The following is a 16257-nucleotide window of genomic DNA, read 5'->3' on the forward strand; positions in this document are numbered from 1 at the left end:
GTTACGTAGCGATGATGGCGCGGAAATAGCCTGCGATCAGGCGCACCAGCTCGTCCTCGAAGGCGCGGCTGCGGAAGAACGGCTGCTCCTCGAGGACCGCGGCGCGGATCGTGCCGAGCAGGGCGCGCGACAGCACGAAGAGCTGCACGTCGGTGAAGGCCGGCAGCAGCAGCCGCGGCTGGGCGGCGATGAAGGCCGCGACCGGCGCCATGACCTCGACGCCGGATCCCTGGGCGAGGACCGCCTGGACAACCGCCTTGCGCGCCCGCAGGCGGCCCCGGAAGCCGTTCACGATCGCCCGTACCGCGGCCCTGGCGCGGCCTTCGACCGTGGCCTCTTCCGGCGCGGTGGTCGCCTTCCTGAGCTCCGTCAGGGTAGCCTCGACCTCCTGACGGGCCAGCGCGACCAGGATCGCTCTCTTGTCGTCAAAGTACTGGTAGAGCGTGCCGACGCTGACCCCGGCCCGCTCGGCCACGGCATTGGTCGTGAAGCCGGCAAGACCGCGGGCCTCGAGAATCTGAGCCGAGGCCTCGAGGATCAGCGCGACGGTCTCGGCCGAGCGGGCTTGGCGCGGGACTCTTCGTTTGGTTTCAGGGACTTGCCGGCGAGGGGGCATGGCGATGGCGTGGCAGGGGAACGCGAGTTTCGAATATGAGCAATGCTCATAATATGACGGGCATGCAGGAAATCGGCACCCTCTATCTCGTCCTCCTCCCCGTCGTCATGATCGCGGGACTCGTGGAGGCCCTGTGGCTGCAGTACCGGCGGGGCGTCGCCTACGACTGGAAGGCCTGGGGCTGTTCCCTGGCGGACCTGGCGGGCCGCCGATTGCTGGCCTTCATTCCCTACACGCTGGCGGCACCCTGGCTGGCCTGGGTGTGGGACCATCGGCTGTTCACGCAGTCGCTCGACAGCGTCTGGTCGGTGCTGCTGCTCTTCGTCGGCCTGGAGTTCTTCTATTACTGGTATCACCGCGTGAGCCACACCTCGCGCTGGTTCTGGGCCGCGCATTCGGTCCACCACTCGCCCAATCAGTTCAACCTCGCAGCCGCCTATCGCCTGGGCTGGTTCGGGAAGTTCACCGGCACCTCGCTGTTCTTCACCCCGCTGGTGCTGCTGGGCTTCACGCCGACGACCGTGCTGACGGCGCTGTTCCTCAACCTGCTCTACCAGTTCTGGCTGCACGCCGACTGGATCCCGAGGCTGGGCTGGCTGGAGTACGTGCTGAACACGCCGTCCAGCCACCGCGTCCATCACGCCCGCAACCCGGAGTATCTCGACGCCAACTATGGCGGCGTGCTGATCGTCTTCGACCGCCTGTTCGGCACCTACGTGGCGGAGCGCAAGGACCTGCCCTGCGACTACGGCCTCGTCGCGCAGCCGACCTCGTCGCGCAATCCGATCGCGCTGAACGTCCTGCCGTGGATCGGCCTCGCGAAGGACGTCGCCTCGGCCCGCTCGCCGCGCGAGGCCTGGATGTTCCTCTTCGGACCGCCGGGCTGGCGTCCAGACGGAAAGGGCCTGACCGCGGCCGAGCTGAAGAAGCGCGCGGCCGAGGCGCAGCCGGCTCGCCCGCGGCGCGGCCAGCCCCAGCCGATCATGGGCTGAGCTCGCCGAGCGCGGCCGTGAACAGGCGGCCGAGCATCGCCAGGGTCTCGGGCTGCTCGATCAGCCCGGGATCCTGCGACAGCGCTTCCCAGACCGCCCCCTCCACGACCGCCAGCGACAAAGCGAGCCGCGCCGGATCGGGCGTCCGGCCGAGGGCGCCGGCGAGCTTGGCCTGCAGGGCGGGAACGAAGGTGCGGGCTTCCTCGATGATCGCGTGTCGGCCCTGGACCTCGGGATGGGCGTCCTTGATCGCCAGCGACAGGTCGAGCGACCGGCGCTTCTCGGCGACGAACGCCGCCACGAACCGCTCCGCGGCGGCGTCGACGCCGCGCACGCCAGCGAGATCGACGGCCAGCACGGTCTCGAGGAAGGCGCGCGTGCGGCGGCGCACGATCTCGACGGCGATCGACTCGCGGCTCGGGAAGTACTGGTAGAGCGAGCCGACCGACACGCCGGCGCGCTGCGCGATGCGGGTGGTCGTGACCGCGGCCCAGCCATCGTCTCTCAGAATGCGAATGGCGGCTTCGACGATCGCCTCGACGGTGTGCGTCGAGCGCCCCTGGCTGGGCGATTTGCGGGGCTTGAGCGCGGCGGGCACGGGCGGAACTCCATGCGAATCGACCGCGGGTGCGGCCATGCCCATCTTCGACACACCACGGTCGAAGTCAAAGCATGGAGGCAAGATGCCCGCTCCCGTCCATCTCCTCACCGGCGCGACGTCAGGCCTCGGCCTCGAGGCGGCGCGCCATCTGCTCGCCGATCCGGCCTGCCGCCTGATCGCCGGCGCGCGCCGGCCGGACCGGGCCTACGCGCTGCGCGGGCTGGCGCCGGCCGACCGCTTGGCCATCCTGCCGCTCGACCTGCTCTCGCTCGAATCGACGATGGCGTTTGCCGACCTGGTGGCAGCCCGCCTCGACGGCGGGAGGCTCGCGTCCCTGGCGGCCAATGCCGGCCTGCAGTTCGTCGGCCTGCCACGCCTCACCCGCGACGGCTACGACGAGACCTTCCAGGCCAACTGGCTGGGCCATGCCGTGCTGATCGAGCGGATGCTGCCCCGTCTCGCGCCCGCCGCGCCGGTCGTGCTGACGGCCAGCGGCACGCACGACCCGACGAAGCGCGAGGCCCGCATGTTCGGCTTTCGCGGCGGCCTGTTCACGGGCGCCGAGCGCGTGGCCAGGGGCGACCTCGATGCGACGGCGTCGGCCCGGCAGCAGGGGATGGACCGCTATGCCACCTCCAAGCTCTGCGCCGTCCTCCAGGTCTACGCGCTGGCGCGCCGCTGCGGCACGGACGGTCCGCGCTTCATTGCCTTCGATCCCGGGCTGATGCCGGGCACCGGTCTGGCCCGCGACCGTGGCGCTTTCGAGCAATGGGCCTGGTCGAACGTGATGCCGCTGGTGGCGCGCCTGGTGCCGGGGGCGAGCACGGCCGCCCGCTCGGGAGCGGCATACGCCGAGCTGCTGACCGGGCGCGCCTTCGCCCGTGGCACCGGCCTGCATGTCGACTATACGTTGAGGGAGATACCGAGCTCGCGCGATTCCCACCGCGTCGACTGGCAGGACGAGCTCGATCTCTTCGCCCGGCGCACCGCTCAGGCGGTCATGAACTAATCTCTCGGGCCCGCCCGCTTGAGCCGCTTCCGCCCCATCGGCACATTGCTCGGCGAAGGAGAGCGGCCATGGCAAGGGACAAGGTGTGCGTCGTGATCGGCGCGGGCGACGCGACGGGTGGTGCCATCGCGCGCCGCTTCGCCCGCGAAGGCTACACGGCGGTGGTGACGCGGCGCAGTGCCGACAAGCTCGCGGACCTGGTCGCACGCATCACCGGGGAGGGCGGCAAGGTCCATCCCTTCGGGTCCGATGCCCGCGACGAGGCTCAGGTGGTGGAGCTGTTCCGCCGCGTCGAGACGGAGATCGGCGACGTGGAGGTCTTCGTGTTCAACATCGGCGGCAACGTGCGCTTCGACATCCGCGACACGACGGCCCGCGTCTATCGCAAGGTCTGGGAGATGACGGCCTTCGCCGGCTTCCTGACCGCGCGCGAGGCGGCGAAGGCGATGGTGCCGCGCCAGCGCGGGACGATGCTGTTCACCGGTGCGACGGCAAGCCTGCGCGGCGGCCGAGGCTTCTCGGCCTTCGCCGGCGGCAAGCATGCCGTGCGCGCGCTCGCCCAGTCGATGGCGCGCGAGCTGGGGCCGCAGAACATCCATGTCGCCCATGTCGTGGTCGACGGCGCGATCGACACCGAGTGGATCAGGACGAACTTCCCCGAGCGCTACGACGCGGGGCCGGACGCGGTGCTCGATCCCGACGACATCGCCGAGACCTACTGGCAGCTCCATTGCCAGAAGCGCTCGGCCTGGACCTTCGAGATGGATCTCCGGCCGTGGAAGGAGACCTGGTGAAAGAAGGCGTGCGGGCCGCCCGTCAGACGCGACGGCCGGCGTCGCGCGCGTAGGAGGCGGCGGCCTGCTCGACCAGGGTCCGTCGGTCGATCTTGTTGGTGCCGGCAAGCGGCAGCTCGGGCACGAACCAGACGGCGCGCGGATGGGCGTAGGCCGGACCGTTGTCGAGCGCGAAGCGGCGCAGCACATCTTCCGAGGGCGATGCGCCGGGCTTCGGCACCACGAACGCGACCGGAAGCTGGTACTTGATCTCGTCGGCCACCGGCACGACGCACACCTGGGCGACGTCGGGATGCTGGCCCAGCAGCTTCTCGACCTCGCCGGGATAGACGTTCTCGCCGCCGCACTGGAACATGTCGTCGGCCCGGCCGACGAAGAACACGAAGCCGTTCTCGTCGCGGCGCATGACGTCGCCGGTGTCGTACCAGCCGTCGACCAGCCGCTTCTTCGTGTCGGCCTCGCGGTTCAGGTATCCCGTCATCAGTGCCGGCGTGCGGATGTGCAGCACCCCCTGCGTGTCGTCGCCGCCCACGAACTTCACCTCGATCCCGCGGCGCGGATAGCCGAGCGAGCCCGGCGGCTTGGCGATCCCGTCGGGATGCGGGCCGAAGCCGATCGGCCCGGACTCGGTCGTGCCCCAGCTGTTGGCGGTCTCGGCGTTGGGGAACAGGCGATGCATCTGCCCGAAGAACTCCGCCGTCGACGGCGCCGAGCCCGTGACCGCGGTGGTCACGCAGCCGAGATCGGCGCGCGCCAGCTCCTCGGTCTCGCGCATCACCAGCGCCAGCATGGTCGGGACCGAGGTCACCATGTCGACGCGCAGCCGGTCGATGGCGCGGATGTAGCCGCGGGCGGTGAAGGCGGTCATCAGCACGATCGTGCCGCCGTTGATCATCACCAGCTTGGCGCTGAACAGGCCGTTCATGTGGAACAGCGGCGCGGCGATGATCGCCTTCCGTCCCTCGATGCCGGGACGCTGCTCCGGCGTCGCGCCGGTCGCCCAGATGTAGCCGCCGTGGGTCAACGGCACGCCCTTGGGCAGGCCGGTCGAGCCCGAGGTGTAGAGCACCATCGCGACCTCCTCGGGCGCCATGTCGACCGGCGCGAAGGGGCCCGGATCGAGAAGCGCGTCGAGGCGCTCGATCGCCTCGGTCGGCACCAGCTCGGACACGATCGGGGCGCGCTCCGCGTCGGCGACGGCGAGCTTCACCGCCGAATCCTTCATGATGTGGGCGACCGTCTCGCGCGGCAGCTTGTGGTTGACGCAGACCGAGACCAGGCCGGCGGCCATGGTGGCCATATAGAGCATAAGATAGTCGGCGCTGTTGGCCGCGACGATGGCGACGGCATCGCCGCGCCGCAGGCCGCGCTTCAGCAGGCCGCGCGCGAGGGCGGCGATCCGCTCGCGGCCGGCGCCATAGGACAGGCGGCTCTCCTCGTCGCCCTCGGGCGAGACCTGGATGATCAGGGGCCGGTCGTCCGGCGCCGCGGGATCCAGGATCGCGGCCAGGTTCTTGATGCTCACGTCTCTCTCCGCTGGAACTGGGAGCCGCCGTAGGACTGGTCGGTGGGCACGATCTCCATGTAGGTCACGTCCATGCGCTGCGGCGCGCCGAGCACGAACATGACCGCCTCGGCGATGTCGTCGGGCTGCAGGCAATCGAAGCCTTCATAGAAGCGGCGGCGGCCTTCCTCACGGTCCTGCAGCAAAGCAAGATGTGCGCCGGTCTCGACCCGTCCGGGCGAGATCTCGCTCACCCGCACGCCGCTGCCGTGGAGGTCGAGCCGCAGCGTCTGCCCGAGATTGCGGAGGGCCGCCTTGGTCATGGCGTAGACCGGCATGCCGGGGATCGGCGAGACCGCGGCGATCGAGCCGAGATTGACGATGTGTCCCTTCCCGCGCGCCTTCATGCCGGGCACCGTCGCGGCGAGGCAATTGAGCGTCCCCTTGATGTTGACGGTCATCAGCGCGTCGATGTCGTCGGGCGCGGCGGCCCAGGAGACGCCCCCCGGCGCGAAGGCCGAGGCGTTGTTGACCAGGATGTCGGCATCGAGCCCGCCCATCGCGCTCAGCACGGCGTCGCGGTGGGTGATGTCGAGCGCCAGTGGCCGGCAGCCCGTCTCGCGGGCCAGCTCGGCGAGATCGTCCGCCGAGCGCGCCACCGCCCAGACCTCCAGCCCGCCGATCGCGAGCTGGCGGACGATGGCGGCGCCGATGCCGCGGCTGGCGCCGGTGACGATGGCCGTGCGGTAGCGGTCGAGCGACATGGATCTCCTTTGCCCGCGGCGGACCGGCGGGAACGTGATTGCGGCGAGCGCCGGCCGCGCGGCCGATTCCAGCCGGACGGAATGTGCTCTAGATTGCCGCCGCACATTAAGGGAGCAGCCCGTGGCCAAGAAACTCTTTCCCGACGGCACCGAGGTCGTGCCGTTCTACGTCCGCGCGATCCGCAGCGGTCCGCTGGTCTTCGTGTCGGGCACGACCTCGCTCGATTCGCGCGGGCGGGTGCAGGGCCGGACCGCGGCGGAACAGACCGCCATCACCATGCGCAAGATCGAGGCGGCGCTGAAGAAGGCGGGGTGCCGGCTGGCGGACCTGTCGCAGCTCACGATCTTCGTCACCGACATCCGCGACATGGGCGCGGTGTCCAAGGCGCTGGGCAAGGCGCTCAAGGGCTCGGTCGTGACCTCGACCCTGGTGGCGGTGTCGGCTCTCGCCGTGCCCGGCCTTCTGGTCGAGATCGAATCCATGGGCGTCGTCGAGCGCTGAGCAACGGAGCGGAGCCGTCATGGCAGGAAGAATGAGCCGGCGGTCGGCGCTGGCAGGCGCGGGGACGAGCATCGTCCTGGCCGGCGGAGGCGCCGCCGCCGAGGAGCGCGTGTGGAGCGGCACCGTCGACATCGAGCAGGTTCAGGTCGCCTTCATCGGCAGCGGTGCGGCCGGCGGCGGGGCGCTGCATTTCCGCGGCAGGAGCTACCGCTTCTCGATCGGAGGCCTGGGCATCGGCGGCTTCGGCATCTCGAAGCTCGAGGCGCACGGCGTCGTGTACAACCTCCGTGAGCTCGGCCAGTTTCCCGGCGCCTACGGGTCGGCGCGCACCGGCGTGGCCGCCGGCGACCAGGGGCATGGCCAGATGTGGCTGGAGAATCCCCACGGCGTGATCATGAGCCTGAAGGCGCGGCGGCAGGGGCTGGCGCTGTCGATGGGCGCCGATGCCGTGGTGATCTCCTTCGCGTGAGGGAGCGGTCGTTGCCGCGTGCCGCCCTGTACGGCCAAACGGCCGCGGGGTAGTGTCCATCGTCCGAAGATGATGGGCCAAGACGGGGGAGTCACATGGTCTCGCAATCGACAATCCGGGGAATCCTGGCCATCGGCGTGGCCGTGCTCCTGTCCGCCTGCGATCAGAACCTTCAGAAGCCCGGCGACAACGTCGATACCGACACCGACGCCACCAGGATCACCTGGACCGACGGCCGCGAAGCCATCCGCATCACCTGCGGCATGCCGGGCGGCTGCTCGACGCGGGCGCTGGCGATGTGCTCGGGCAACTACACGGTGCTCAGCATGACCAACATGCCGACGCGCGGCGACGCCACCGTGGTGCGCGGTCCCGGCACGGTCGTGGTGCGTTGCGCGAGCTGACGCTAGCTAGCGGCTTCGCTTCGAGCCCCACAGGGCGGCGACGGCCGGCTGCGAATGGGCCGCCTCGGCGCCGGACGGCAGCGCCGCCTCGTGATCGGAGATCCAGGCGGCGACGTCGGTGGCCACGGTCCGGCCCTCCTTGTCGCGCAGCAGCAGGTGATAGCCGTCCTTGTAGAAGGCGAGCTTCGAATCGGCGCGCGGCGGCATGACCTCGATCGCCGCCCGCACCGGCGCCTGCGGCACGATCCGGTCGCCCAGCCCGTGCAGCATGAGATAGGGCTTGTGCACGCGGGCGGCCGCGACACGGGCATCGTCCATCAGGTCGACCAGGCCGTACGCCATGTCGAGCCGGACCTGGCGCAGCATCTTCGGGTCGTTGCGCAGCTTCTCCATGGTCCTGGGATTGTCCGTCGGCTTGTAGTCGATCGAGGTCGGACCCGACGGCAGCCACGGCACCGTGTGGGCGAAGAACCAGAGGCCGGCGCTGGCGACCGGACCGAACGTGTCGCGCGAGCGGAGCGCCGGGGCGAGCAGCACCAGGCCTTCGACGTCGGCGCCCTCTTCGGCCGCGACCAGGACCACCGCGCTGCCCATGCTCTCGCCGGCCAGGTAGACCGGCACGTCCGGGTACCTTGCATGCAGCAGCCGGATCATGGTCTTCGCATCCCCGACCAGGGCGTCGGTTCCGGGCCAGCGTCCCCGCGTCGGGCTGGAGCCGAAGCCGCGCTGGTCGTAGGCAAAGGTCGTGATGCCGTCCCTGGCCCAGATGCGGGCCGGCTCGTCCCAGGCGCTGCGATAGTCGCCGAAGCCGTGAAGGCCGAGGATGATCGCCCGGGGATGGCCGTCGGCGGCCGGCCACACCGTGACCGGCAGGGCCGTGCCGTCCGCGGCGACGTACTGCTGGTCGTCCAGGCTGGGCGTCCGGGCGCTGGGCGGCCAGGAGCTCGGGGTCGGGGCGACTGTCGGGGCGCAGGCGGAAAGAATGACCAGGGCGGCGGTGGCCGCTATCATCCGCAGGCGCAACAGGAGAGAGAGCGTGACGGAGCCGTTCGAAATCATCACTGTCGATACTGACCGCGTCGCCTGCGATGGCGGGGGCGGCGCGTTGGGACATCCTAAAGTCTATCTCAACCTGGGCGAAGAGGGGCGAGTGGAATGCCCTTATTGCAGCAGGCTGTATCGACTTCGCGACGGCGCCCGTCCGGACGCCCACGCCCATTGACGCCTGCCAGGACCATGAAGCAACTCGGCGAGGGGTGGAACTGGCGGGACCTGAAGGTCGGGGATCGCTTCACGACCTACGGGCGGACGCTGTTCGAGGCGGACCTGCTGAACTTCGTGACGCTTTGCGGCTTTTCCGAGGAGCTGTTCACGAACAAGGAATACATCCGCGAGCATGCGCCCATGCGCGGCGGCCATCCCGTCCCGGGTGCCCTGGTCTTTTCCATGGCCGAGGGGCTGGTGATCCCCACCACCCTGCAGGGAACGGGTCTCGCCTTCCTGTCGATGGGCTTCGACATCAAGGGGCCGACCTATGTCGGCGACACGATCCATGTCGAGATCGAGCTCACCGAGATCCGGCCGACCTCCAAGGACCCGATGCGGGCGCTGGTGCGGACCACCAACACGGTCCTGAACCAGAAGGGTGAGACGGTGCTGGTCTACACGCCCCTGCGCATGATGCAGGGACACTGACGGAGGCAGGCCATGGCGAAGGTCGCGGTCGAGCGGGACGGGCCAGTCACGATCGTCGCCATCGACCGTGCCGCCGAGGCGCGCAACGCCGTCGACCCCGAGACCGCCGAGCTCTTGCGCGCGGCCTTCCTCGCCTTCGATGCCGACGACGGGCAGTCGGTGGCGATCCTGACGGGCCGCGGCGGCATCTTCTGCGCCGGCTACGACCTCAAGGTGGCCGCGAATCCCGACCGGACGGCGGCCAACCTGCACGACACAGGGGGGCCGGGTCCGATGGGGCCGACGCGGCATCTTCTCTCCAAGCCGGTGATCGCCGCCGTGGAAGGCTACGCCGTCGCCGGCGGCCTCGAGCTCGCGCTGTGGTGCGACCTGCGCGTGGCGTCGGAGAGCGCCCGCTTCGGCGTGTTCTGCCGGCGCTGGGGCGTGCCGCTGATCGACGGCGGCACGGTGCGCCTGCCGCGCCTGATCGGGCAGAGTCGTGCGCTCGACATGATCCTGACCGGCCGCGAGGTCGGCGCCCGCGAGGCGCTGGAGTGGGGGCTCGCCAACCGCGTCGTGCCCGAGGGCCATGCCCTGCCGGAGGCCATCACTCTGGCGCATCAGCTCGCGCGGTTTCCGCAGACATGCCTGCGGTCGGACCGCCGGTCGTCCTACGAGCAGTGGAGCCTCGGGCTGGGCCAGGCCCTGGTCAACGAGGCGGAGCACGGGATGCCCGCCCTTCGCCAGGAGGCGCAGGCCGGGGCGGCGCGCTTTGCCGCCGGCAAGGGCCGCGGCGGCGGCTTCGGGGACATCTGATGACGAACTTGCCATCCGACGCGGAGGTCGCGCGCTATCAGGCCGACGGCGCCGTCTGCCTGCGCGGCGCCTTCTCGGCGGACTGGATCGAGCGGCTGCGCGAGGCCGTCGACGCCGACATGGCCGCGCCCGGACCGATGGTGCGGATCAACACGCCGAAGGACGCGCCGGGCCTGTTCTTCGTCGACTTCCAGCTCTGGCAGCGTCATGCAGCGGCGCGAGCCTTCGTGCACGAGTCGCCGGCCCGGCACATCGCGGCGCGGCTCATGGGCTCGCGCACCGTCGTCTACTATCACGACCATCTCCTGGTGAAGGAGCCGGGCACGCGGGAACGCACGCCCTGGCATCACGACCAGCCCTACTATCCGATCGACGGCGAGCAGATCGTCTCGCTGTGGCTGCCGCTCGACCCGGTCGACCGCGCGACCTGCGTCGAATACGTGAAGGGCTCGCATCGCTGGGGCCGCTGGTTCCAGCCCAAGTTCTTCCGCCAAGGCGGCGTCGACCTCGCCGTCGCGGATCCGCGCTTCGAGCCGCTGCCGGACCTCGATGCCGAGCGCGACCGCCACGACTATCTCGCCTGGGACATGGAGCCGGGCGACGTCATCGCCTTCCATGCGCTCACATTGCACGGCGCGTCCGGCAACCTCTCGAGCGATCGCCGCCGCCGTGCGTGGGCGACGCGATGGTGCGGCGACGACGCCCGCTACGCGGCGCGGGTCGGCCAGATCTCGCCGCCGATCGAGGGCCACGGGCTGGCGCCGGGCGACCGGCTGGACTGCGAGACCTTCCCTCGGGTGCTCTGAGGCTCCGGCGGCCGCGCGGTCAGGGGACCAGCACGGCCTTTCCGACCACCGTCCTGTCCTGGATCATCCGGAAGGCGGGCACCCAGTCGGCGAGATCGAAAGTGCCGGCGATGGTGGCCTTGAGCTTGTCCTCGCTGAACCAGCGCATCAGCTCCTGCTGCGCCCTGGCGACCATTTCCCGCCGCCGCGCAAGCGCCGGCAGGTCCTTTGGCGAGGGCGCGCCGCGGCCGCCCCAGCCGGTGTAGTAGCCGTAGTAGAAGCCGATCACGGTGACGTTCTTGACCAGCAGGATGTTGGCGGGGATCTGCGGAATGGTGCCGCTGGCGAAGCCCATGGGGATCAGGCGTCCCTCCGGCGCGACGCAGCGCAGCGAGACGTCGAACGCCTCGCCGCCCACCGGATCGAACACGACGTCGGCGCCGCGGCCCTCGGTGATCGCCAGCACGCGGGCGCGCAGGTCCTCCTGCCGGTAATCGATCAGGTGGTCGGCCCCGGCCTCGCGCGCGGCGGCGAGCTTGTCGGCGCCGCCGGCCGAGGCGATCACGACAGCGCCCATCGCCTTGCCGACCTCGATCGCCGTCAGGCCCGAGCCGCCGCCGGCGCCGTGCACCAGCAGCACCTCGCCCGGCTGCAGGTCGGCCTTCCATTTCAGCGCGCCGTAGGCCGTCGGATAGAGCGTCGGGAAGTTCGTCGCCTGGGCGTAGGGCATGATCTCCGGGATCGGCAGCACGTTGGCCGCGATGGCGACGGCGTACTCGGCAAAGGCGCCCTGGCTGACGCCCGTCATCACCCGCTGCCCGACCGCAAGGCCGCTGACGTCCGGACCCAGCTTCACGATGTGCCCGGCAAGCTCGTTGCCGGGCACATAGGGCAGGTTGGGCTTGTTCTGATGCTTGCCCTGCACGCCCAGCATCGCGGCGAAGCTGACGCCGGCCGCGCCGACCCGGATCAGGACCTCGCCCGGTCCCGGCTCGGGCGTCGGGATGTCGGCGATCTTCAGATTCTCGATGGGCCCGTAGGCCTCGCACACCAATGCCCGCATTCACTGCCTCTCGAACTTGCCGTGGCGACCCTCGCCCTGGGCGAATCGGGCCGCGCCCTTCTGCGATTCCTGCCGCCGCGCCGCCAGCGACAGTTCCATCTCGCGCCGGATCGCCGCCGCCTGGTCGCGGTCGAAGCTCTCGTACGCCGACTGGCGGTCGGAGGTCATCGCGACCGGCGGGAAACCGGCGATCTGGCGCGCCAGCGCCTCGGCCGCCTCCCGTGTCGTGCCCCGCGCGACCTTGCGGGTCGCCAGACCGATCGCGATCGCCTCGTCGGCGCCGACCGCGCGGCCGGTCAGCAGCATGTCGAGGGCGCGGCCCTGGCCGACGATTCGCGGCAGGCGCACCGTGGTGCCGTCGCTCATCGGCACGCCCCAGCGGCGCGAGAACACGCCGAAGGTCGCGGTCTCGTCGACGATCCGGATGTCGCAGTAGAGCGCGACGCCCAGGCCGCCGGCGCAGGCATGGCCCTCGATGGCGGCGATGACCGGCTTGGACAGCGGCGCGCGCAGCGGCCCCTGCTCGCTGCCGGCCCAGGGAAAGTAGTCGGTGCCGCCGCCCAGCTCCTTGAGATCGGCGCCGGCGCAGAACGCACCGCCGGCTCCCGTCAGCACGGCGACCTTCGCGTCGGGATCGGCCTCGAAGGACCGCAGCGCCGCGGCGAGCGCGTGCGCCGCCTCGTTGTCGAGCGCGTTCTTCGCGCGCGGGCGGTTGACGATGATCGTGGTGACCGGCCCGGCGGCCTCGGCAAGGATCTTCGGCGGTTCCATCGACGGCCTTCAGCGGATGCGACCGAGCTCGTCCTCGAGCGGACCGTTCGATCGGTGTGGCGTGCGGAAGTACCACCAGTTTTTCTCCGGCGTCCACCGTTCCCTGGCGGCCGTCGCCGTTCCCCAGACGCACTTCCTGAAGGCGCGCGTGGCGGCCATGAAGGTACGGTCGGCCTGCTCGAGCGCGAGGCCGAGCTCCCCCATCTCCTCGCGGCCGAACATCGGCAGCGCCTCCAGGACGAGCTCGCGCACGTCGACGTCGTTCAGCCAGTTGTCCAGGTCGAAGCTGTAGCCGTTCTCGGCGAGATCGGCCGTGAACCGGGCCCACTGCTCGACCAGCTCGCGCAGGTCGCCGATGTCGGGCGGGCCGGGGGGCGGCGGTGGCTTCATGGCTCGCGCGCGGCCTGGCGCCGCCAGTAGCGCTCGCCGTCGTTGGGCTTGAAGAAGGTGCGGATCACGCCGTTGGGGTTGAACGCGATGAACGCGCCGGTCTGCGTGTCGTAGCGGGTGATCACGCCGTCGCGGCGCACGGCCTCGAGGACAGGACCGCCCGGCCTTGCATCGCGCAGAAGCTGGGCCTGGTGCAGGTAGTCCTGCTTGGTGATGCGGCCGAACTCGGAACCGTGCTTCCTGAAGTGCTCGTCGAGGCGGCGTTGGTCGGCGAAGCCCACGCTGGCGCCCCAGCCGCGGGTGCCGGACGGCGCGGCGCCGGTGTCGGACGCGGCCGAGCTCCTGACCAGCTCGCGCTGGCCGCGCTCGGAGACATGAGTCCAGAAGACGAGGATCGCGACGACCGCCAGCGCCGCCGTCAGCAGGCGGCGCCAGGGCCATCCACGCGGGCGGGCCGTCATGTCGCTATTGTGCGCCGCCCTTGATCCAGCGCGCAATCAGGCGGCGCTCGGCCTCGGTGATGTGGGTCATGTTGCCCGGCGGCATGACGCGGGTGACCCAGACCTGCTGGTTGATCATCGCGGCGCGCTCGCGGATTTCCTGCGGCGTCTCCAGGATCACGCCCTTGGGCGGCGCCGCGAACCCTTCCTGTGTCGGCTTGGCCGCGTGACAGGACTGGCAGCGCTCGCGGAACACGGGGGCGACCTCGGCGAACGAGGCGGGCGGGCCGATATCGGCCGCGGGCCGGGGCAGCGAGACGAGCGCGGTAATGGCCAGCAGGACCAGGCCGGCGGCCAGGACCAGGGGGTTCTGGTTGCCCTTGTGGCGCTGCACGAACCAGACGCGCACCAGGGCGCCGGCGGCCGAGACCAGCAGCAGCAGCACCCAGTTCCACTCGTGCCCGTAGAGGCCCGCATAGTGGTTGCTGATCATCGTGAACAGCACGGGCAGGGTGAAGTAGGTGTTGTGGACCGAGCGCTGGCGGCCCATCAGGCCGAACTTCGGATCGGGCGCGCGCCCTTCCTCCTTGGCGCGCACCAGCTCGCGCTGGCCGGGAATGATCACGAAGTAGACGTTCAGCACCATGATCGTGCCGAGCATGGCGCCGAAATGGAGATAGGCGCCGCGGCCCGAGAACAGGTGGCAGAGGGCCCAGGCGGCGACGGCGCAGTACAGGGCGAGGAGGCCGCCCAGCAGCAGGTCGTCCTGGCCGAAGGCCGACCGGCACAGCCCGTCGTAGACCAGCCATCCCAGGACCAGGAAGCCGATGCCGATGGCGATGGCCTCGGGCCGGGACAGCGGCATGACCGACGGATCGATCAGCGCGACCTCGGCGCCGTAGTAGTAGACCAGGCTCAGCAGCAGGAAGCCCGTGATCAGGGTGGTGTAGGCCTCCCACTTGAACCAGTGCAGCTCGGGCGGCAGCGTCTCGGGCGCCACCCTGAACTTCTTGGCCGTGTAGAAGCCGCCGCCGTGCACGGCCCAGACCTCGCCGCCGATGCCGCGGGCCGAATCCGCCGGATCGAGCGGCGGCCGCAGATGGTTGTCCAGCCAGATGAAGTAGAACGAGGCGCCGATCCAGGCGATGCCCACGATCATGTGCGCCCAGCGCAGCACCAGATTGAGCCAGTCAACGACGAAAGCGACGTCCATGCGATCTCGTAGCGCCGGCGCCCGGGACATCCCGGGCCTGCGATCGCGCTCCCCCGGCGATCAAGCTAAACGATTCTGCGGCCGAGAGTAGGGGCGGCGCGGTCGCGGCCGGCCGCCCCCACCGGCGTCAGTGCCGGCTGAGCTCGGCCCGTCCGACAACCATGTGATGGACCTCGTCCGGCCCGTCGGCGAAACGCAGGTGGCGCTGGTTCATGTACATCTCGGCGAGCGGCGTCCACTGCGAGATGCCGGTGGCGCCGTGGATCTGGATCGCCTGGTCGATGATCGTGCAGACCTTCTCCGGCACCATGGCCTTGACCATGCTGACCCAGATGCGGGCCTCGCGGTTGCCCAGCACGTCCATCGCCTTGGCGGCCTTCAGCACCATGAGCCGCATGGCCTCGATCTCGATGCGCGCCCGCGACACCAGCTCGATGTTCTTGCCGAGCGCGATCAGGTTCTTGCCGAAGGCCTGGCGCGTCGAGCCGCGCTTCACCATCAGGTCGAGCGCCTTCTCGGCGGCGCCGATCGAGCGCATGCAGTGGTGGATGCGGCCCGGGCCGAGGCGGAGCTGCGAGATCTCGAAGCCGCGGCCCTCGCCCAGCAGGATGTTCTCCTTGGGCACCCGGACATTGTCGAACTTGATGTGCATGTGGCCGCGCGGCGCGTGGTCGTGGCCGAACACATGCATGGGCCCCAGGATCTTCACGCCCGGCGTGCCGATCGGCACCAGGATCTGCGACTGCTGGAACTGCGGCGAGGCGTCGGGGCTGGTCTTGACCATGGTGATCATGATCTTGCAGCGCGGGTCGCCGGCGCCGGAGATGTAGTACTTCTCGCCGTTGATGACCCAGTCGTCGCCGTCGAGCACGGCGCGCGTGGCGACGTTCTTGGCGTCCGACGAGGCGACGGCCGGCTCGGTCATGGCGTAGGCCGAGCGGATCTCGCCGTTGAGCAGCGGCTTCAGCCACTTCTCCTTCTGCTCGGGCGTGCCGACGCGCTCCAGCACCTCCATGTTGCCGGTGTCGGGTGCCGAGCAGTTGAGCGATTCGGAGGCCAGCGGCTGCTTGCCGAGCTCGGCGGCGATGTAGGCATAGTCGAGGTTGGTGAGGCCGCGGCCGATTTCCGAGCCGGGCAGGAAGAAGTTCCACAGGCCGGAAGCCTTGGCCTTGTTCTTCGCGCCTTCGAGCAGCTCGAGCTGGCCCGGCGCCCAGCTCCACGGGTCCTTGCGGCCCTCGCCGAGGCGGAAGAACTCCTCGGTGATCGGCGCGACGTTCTCGTCGATGTGCTTCATCACCGCGTCGAACAGGGGCTGCGCCTCCTTCGACATGGCGAGGTTGTTGAGGTCGGGGTTGGTCAGGTCCGGCCGCCCCATGGCGGCCGACTTCGCCGGCATCACGTTCATCAGGCTCTCCTTTTTTGCGGGGGAGACCCTAGTGCGGATTCGGGA

21 protein-coding genes are annotated in these 16257 nt (G+C 70.2%); 10 read left to right on the forward strand and 11 right to left on the reverse strand.

The features are described 5' to 3' along the window. Position 1: 1 nt before the first annotated feature. Positions 2-616: a TetR/AcrR family transcriptional regulator gene (locus tag ACO073_RS10500; protein WP_421997228.1), complete on the reverse strand. Its 615-nt coding sequence runs from the start codon at positions 614-616 to the stop codon at positions 2-4. Between the two features lie 53 nt (positions 617-669). On the opposite strand from ACO073_RS10500, the gene ACO073_RS10505 reads away from it, so the two are divergent. Next, positions 670-1608 carry a sterol desaturase family protein gene (locus ACO073_RS10505; RefSeq protein ID WP_421997229.1) on the forward strand — a complete coding sequence of 313 codons (939 nt, stop codon included), beginning with the start codon at positions 670-672 and terminating at the stop codon, positions 1606-1608. On the opposite strand, the gene ACO073_RS10510 is transcribed toward ACO073_RS10505, so the two are convergent. Continuing rightward, positions 1598-2206, reverse strand: a complete 609-nt coding sequence (locus tag ACO073_RS10510; protein ID WP_421997230.1) for a TetR/AcrR family transcriptional regulator — start codon at positions 2204-2206, stop codon at positions 1598-1600. The genes ACO073_RS10505 and ACO073_RS10510 overlap by 11 nt on opposite strands. An 85-nt stretch (positions 2207-2291) precedes the next feature. Here ACO073_RS10510 and ACO073_RS10515 point away from each other — a divergent pair, with 85 nt between their 5' ends. Then, positions 2292-3218, forward strand: a complete 927-nt coding sequence (locus tag ACO073_RS10515; RefSeq protein WP_421997231.1) for an SDR family NAD(P)-dependent oxidoreductase — start codon at positions 2292-2294, stop codon at positions 3216-3218. 68 nt (positions 3219-3286) lie between these two features. Continuing rightward, a complete protein-coding gene (locus tag ACO073_RS10520; RefSeq protein WP_421997232.1) occupies positions 3287-4012 on the forward strand; it encodes an SDR family oxidoreductase in 726 nt (241 codons plus the stop codon). A 22-nt stretch (positions 4013-4034) separates the two neighbouring features. On the opposite strand, the gene ACO073_RS10525 is transcribed toward ACO073_RS10520, so the two are convergent. Next, positions 4035-5537 carry a class I adenylate-forming enzyme family protein gene (locus ACO073_RS10525; protein ID WP_421997234.1) on the reverse strand — a complete coding sequence of 501 codons (1503 nt, stop codon included), beginning with the start codon at positions 5535-5537 and terminating at the stop codon, positions 4035-4037. Beyond that, positions 5534-6280, reverse strand: a complete 747-nt coding sequence (locus ACO073_RS10530; protein WP_421997235.1) for an SDR family oxidoreductase — start codon at positions 6278-6280, stop codon at positions 5534-5536. The genes ACO073_RS10525 and ACO073_RS10530 overlap by 4 nt, the downstream gene beginning before the upstream one ends. 121 nt (positions 6281-6401) lie before the next feature. On the opposite strand from ACO073_RS10530, the gene ACO073_RS10535 reads away from it, so the two are divergent. The 3 genes from ACO073_RS10535 (at position 6402) to ACO073_RS10545 (ending at position 7655) form a co-directional block, all read left to right on the forward strand. Then, positions 6402-6782: a RidA family protein gene (locus ACO073_RS10535; RefSeq protein WP_421997236.1), complete on the forward strand. Its 381-nt coding sequence runs from the start codon at positions 6402-6404 to the stop codon at positions 6780-6782. A 19-nt stretch (positions 6783-6801) separates the two neighbouring features. Then, a complete protein-coding gene (locus ACO073_RS10540; protein ID WP_421997237.1) occupies positions 6802-7251 on the forward strand; it encodes a hypothetical protein in 450 nt (149 codons plus the stop codon). Positions 7252-7346: 95 nt separating this feature from the next. Beyond that, positions 7347-7655: a hypothetical protein gene (locus tag ACO073_RS10545; protein ID WP_421997238.1), complete on the forward strand. Its 309-nt coding sequence runs from the start codon at positions 7347-7349 to the stop codon at positions 7653-7655. 6 nt (positions 7656-7661) lie between these two features. On the opposite strand, the gene ACO073_RS10550 is transcribed toward ACO073_RS10545, so the two are convergent. Next, a complete protein-coding gene (locus ACO073_RS10550) occupies positions 7662-8666 on the reverse strand; it encodes an alpha/beta hydrolase (protein ID WP_421997239.1) in 1005 nt (334 codons plus the stop codon). A 25-nt stretch (positions 8667-8691) separates the two neighbouring features. On the opposite strand from ACO073_RS10550, the gene ACO073_RS10555 reads away from it, so the two are divergent. From ACO073_RS10555 to ACO073_RS10570, 4 genes are read left to right on the forward strand one after another with little or no spacing between them, the layout of a single operon-like run. After that, positions 8692-8877 (forward strand): zinc-finger domain-containing protein, encoded by a 186-nt coding sequence (locus ACO073_RS10555; RefSeq protein ID WP_421997241.1) that lies wholly within the window; start codon positions 8692-8694, stop codon positions 8875-8877. A 14-nt stretch (positions 8878-8891) separates the two neighbouring features. Then, positions 8892-9350, forward strand: a complete 459-nt coding sequence (locus ACO073_RS10560; RefSeq protein WP_421997243.1) for a MaoC family dehydratase — start codon at positions 8892-8894, stop codon at positions 9348-9350. Between the two features lie 12 nt (positions 9351-9362). Next, on the forward strand, positions 9363-10145 hold the full coding sequence (locus ACO073_RS10565; protein ID WP_421997244.1) for a crotonase/enoyl-CoA hydratase family protein: 783 nt from the start codon (positions 9363-9365) through the stop codon (positions 10143-10145). After that, positions 10145-10951, forward strand: a complete 807-nt coding sequence (locus ACO073_RS10570) for a phytanoyl-CoA dioxygenase family protein (protein WP_421997245.1) — start codon at positions 10145-10147, stop codon at positions 10949-10951. Before ACO073_RS10565 ends, ACO073_RS10570 begins: the two co-directional genes overlap by 1 nt. 19 nt (positions 10952-10970) lie before the next feature. Here ACO073_RS10570 and ACO073_RS10575 read toward each other — a convergent pair whose 3' ends face one another. The 6 genes from ACO073_RS10575 to ACO073_RS10600 form a co-directional block, all read right to left on the reverse strand. Then, a complete protein-coding gene (locus ACO073_RS10575; protein WP_421997246.1) occupies positions 10971-11993 on the reverse strand; it encodes an NADPH:quinone oxidoreductase family protein in 1023 nt (340 codons plus the stop codon). Beyond that, positions 11994-12764 carry a crotonase/enoyl-CoA hydratase family protein gene (locus ACO073_RS10580; RefSeq protein WP_421997247.1) on the reverse strand — a complete coding sequence of 257 codons (771 nt, stop codon included), beginning with the start codon at positions 12762-12764 and terminating at the stop codon, positions 11994-11996. It lies immediately after the preceding gene. 9 nt (positions 12765-12773) lie between these two features. Next, positions 12774-13154, reverse strand: a complete 381-nt coding sequence (locus ACO073_RS10585; protein WP_421997248.1) for a hypothetical protein — start codon at positions 13152-13154, stop codon at positions 12774-12776. Next, positions 13151-13615: a hypothetical protein gene (locus ACO073_RS10590; RefSeq protein ID WP_421997249.1), complete on the reverse strand. Its 465-nt coding sequence runs from the start codon at positions 13613-13615 to the stop codon at positions 13151-13153. Before ACO073_RS10590 ends, ACO073_RS10585 begins: the two co-directional genes overlap by 4 nt. 4 nt (positions 13616-13619) lie before the next feature. Beyond that, the gene (locus tag ACO073_RS10595; protein WP_421997250.1) at positions 13620-14807 is read right to left on the reverse strand and encodes a urate hydroxylase PuuD; all 1188 of its coding nucleotides are present in this window, start codon (positions 14805-14807) and stop codon (positions 13620-13622) included. 127 nt (positions 14808-14934) lie between these two features. Further along, positions 14935-16212, reverse strand: a complete 1278-nt coding sequence (locus ACO073_RS10600; RefSeq protein WP_421997251.1) for an acyl-CoA dehydrogenase family protein — start codon at positions 16210-16212, stop codon at positions 14935-14937. Positions 16213-16257: the final 45 nt, after the last annotated feature.

Source organism: Reyranella sp. (assembly GCF_965229815.1).
In the GTDB taxonomy this organism is placed as follows: Bacteria; Pseudomonadota; Alphaproteobacteria; order Reyranellales; family Reyranellaceae; genus Reyranella.

Excerpts from the sequence above, each read along its gene's own strand:
- ACO073_RS10500 (WP_421997228.1), bottom strand. The coding sequence starts at position 616 with ATGCCCCCTCGCCGGCAAGTCCCTGAAACCAAACGAAGAGTCCCGCGC.
- ACO073_RS10505 (WP_421997229.1), top strand. The coding sequence starts at position 670 with ATGACGGGCATGCAGGAAATCGGCACCCTCTATCTCGTCCTCCTCCCC.
- ACO073_RS10515 (WP_421997231.1), top strand. The coding sequence starts at position 2,292 with ATGCCCGCTCCCGTCCATCTCCTCACCGGCGCGACGTCAGGCCTCGGC.
- ACO073_RS10520 (WP_421997232.1), top strand. The coding sequence starts at position 3,287 with ATGGCAAGGGACAAGGTGTGCGTCGTGATCGGCGCGGGCGACGCGACG.
- ACO073_RS10530 (WP_421997235.1), bottom strand. The coding sequence starts at position 6,280 with ATGTCGCTCGACCGCTACCGCACGGCCATCGTCACCGGCGCCAGCCGC.
- ACO073_RS10540 (WP_421997237.1), top strand. The coding sequence starts at position 6,802 with ATGGCAGGAAGAATGAGCCGGCGGTCGGCGCTGGCAGGCGCGGGGACG.
- ACO073_RS10545 (WP_421997238.1), top strand. The coding sequence starts at position 7,347 with ATGGTCTCGCAATCGACAATCCGGGGAATCCTGGCCATCGGCGTGGCC.
- ACO073_RS10550 (WP_421997239.1), bottom strand. The coding sequence starts at position 8,666 with ATGATAGCGGCCACCGCCGCCCTGGTCATTCTTTCCGCCTGCGCCCCG.
- ACO073_RS10560 (WP_421997243.1), top strand. The coding sequence starts at position 8,892 with ATGAAGCAACTCGGCGAGGGGTGGAACTGGCGGGACCTGAAGGTCGGG.
- ACO073_RS10565 (WP_421997244.1), top strand. The coding sequence starts at position 9,363 with ATGGCGAAGGTCGCGGTCGAGCGGGACGGGCCAGTCACGATCGTCGCC.
- ACO073_RS10570 (WP_421997245.1), top strand. The coding sequence starts at position 10,145 with ATGACGAACTTGCCATCCGACGCGGAGGTCGCGCGCTATCAGGCCGAC.
- ACO073_RS10575 (WP_421997246.1), bottom strand. The coding sequence starts at position 11,993 with ATGCGGGCATTGGTGTGCGAGGCCTACGGGCCCATCGAGAATCTGAAG.
- ACO073_RS10580 (WP_421997247.1), bottom strand. The coding sequence starts at position 12,764 with ATGGAACCGCCGAAGATCCTTGCCGAGGCCGCCGGGCCGGTCACCACG.
- ACO073_RS10585 (WP_421997248.1), bottom strand. The coding sequence starts at position 13,154 with ATGAAGCCACCGCCGCCCCCCGGCCCGCCCGACATCGGCGACCTGCGC.
- ACO073_RS10590 (WP_421997249.1), bottom strand. The coding sequence starts at position 13,615 with ATGACGGCCCGCCCGCGTGGATGGCCCTGGCGCCGCCTGCTGACGGCG.
- ACO073_RS10595 (WP_421997250.1), bottom strand. The coding sequence starts at position 14,807 with ATGGACGTCGCTTTCGTCGTTGACTGGCTCAATCTGGTGCTGCGCTGG.
- ACO073_RS10600 (WP_421997251.1), bottom strand. The coding sequence starts at position 16,212 with ATGAACGTGATGCCGGCGAAGTCGGCCGCCATGGGGCGGCCGGACCTG.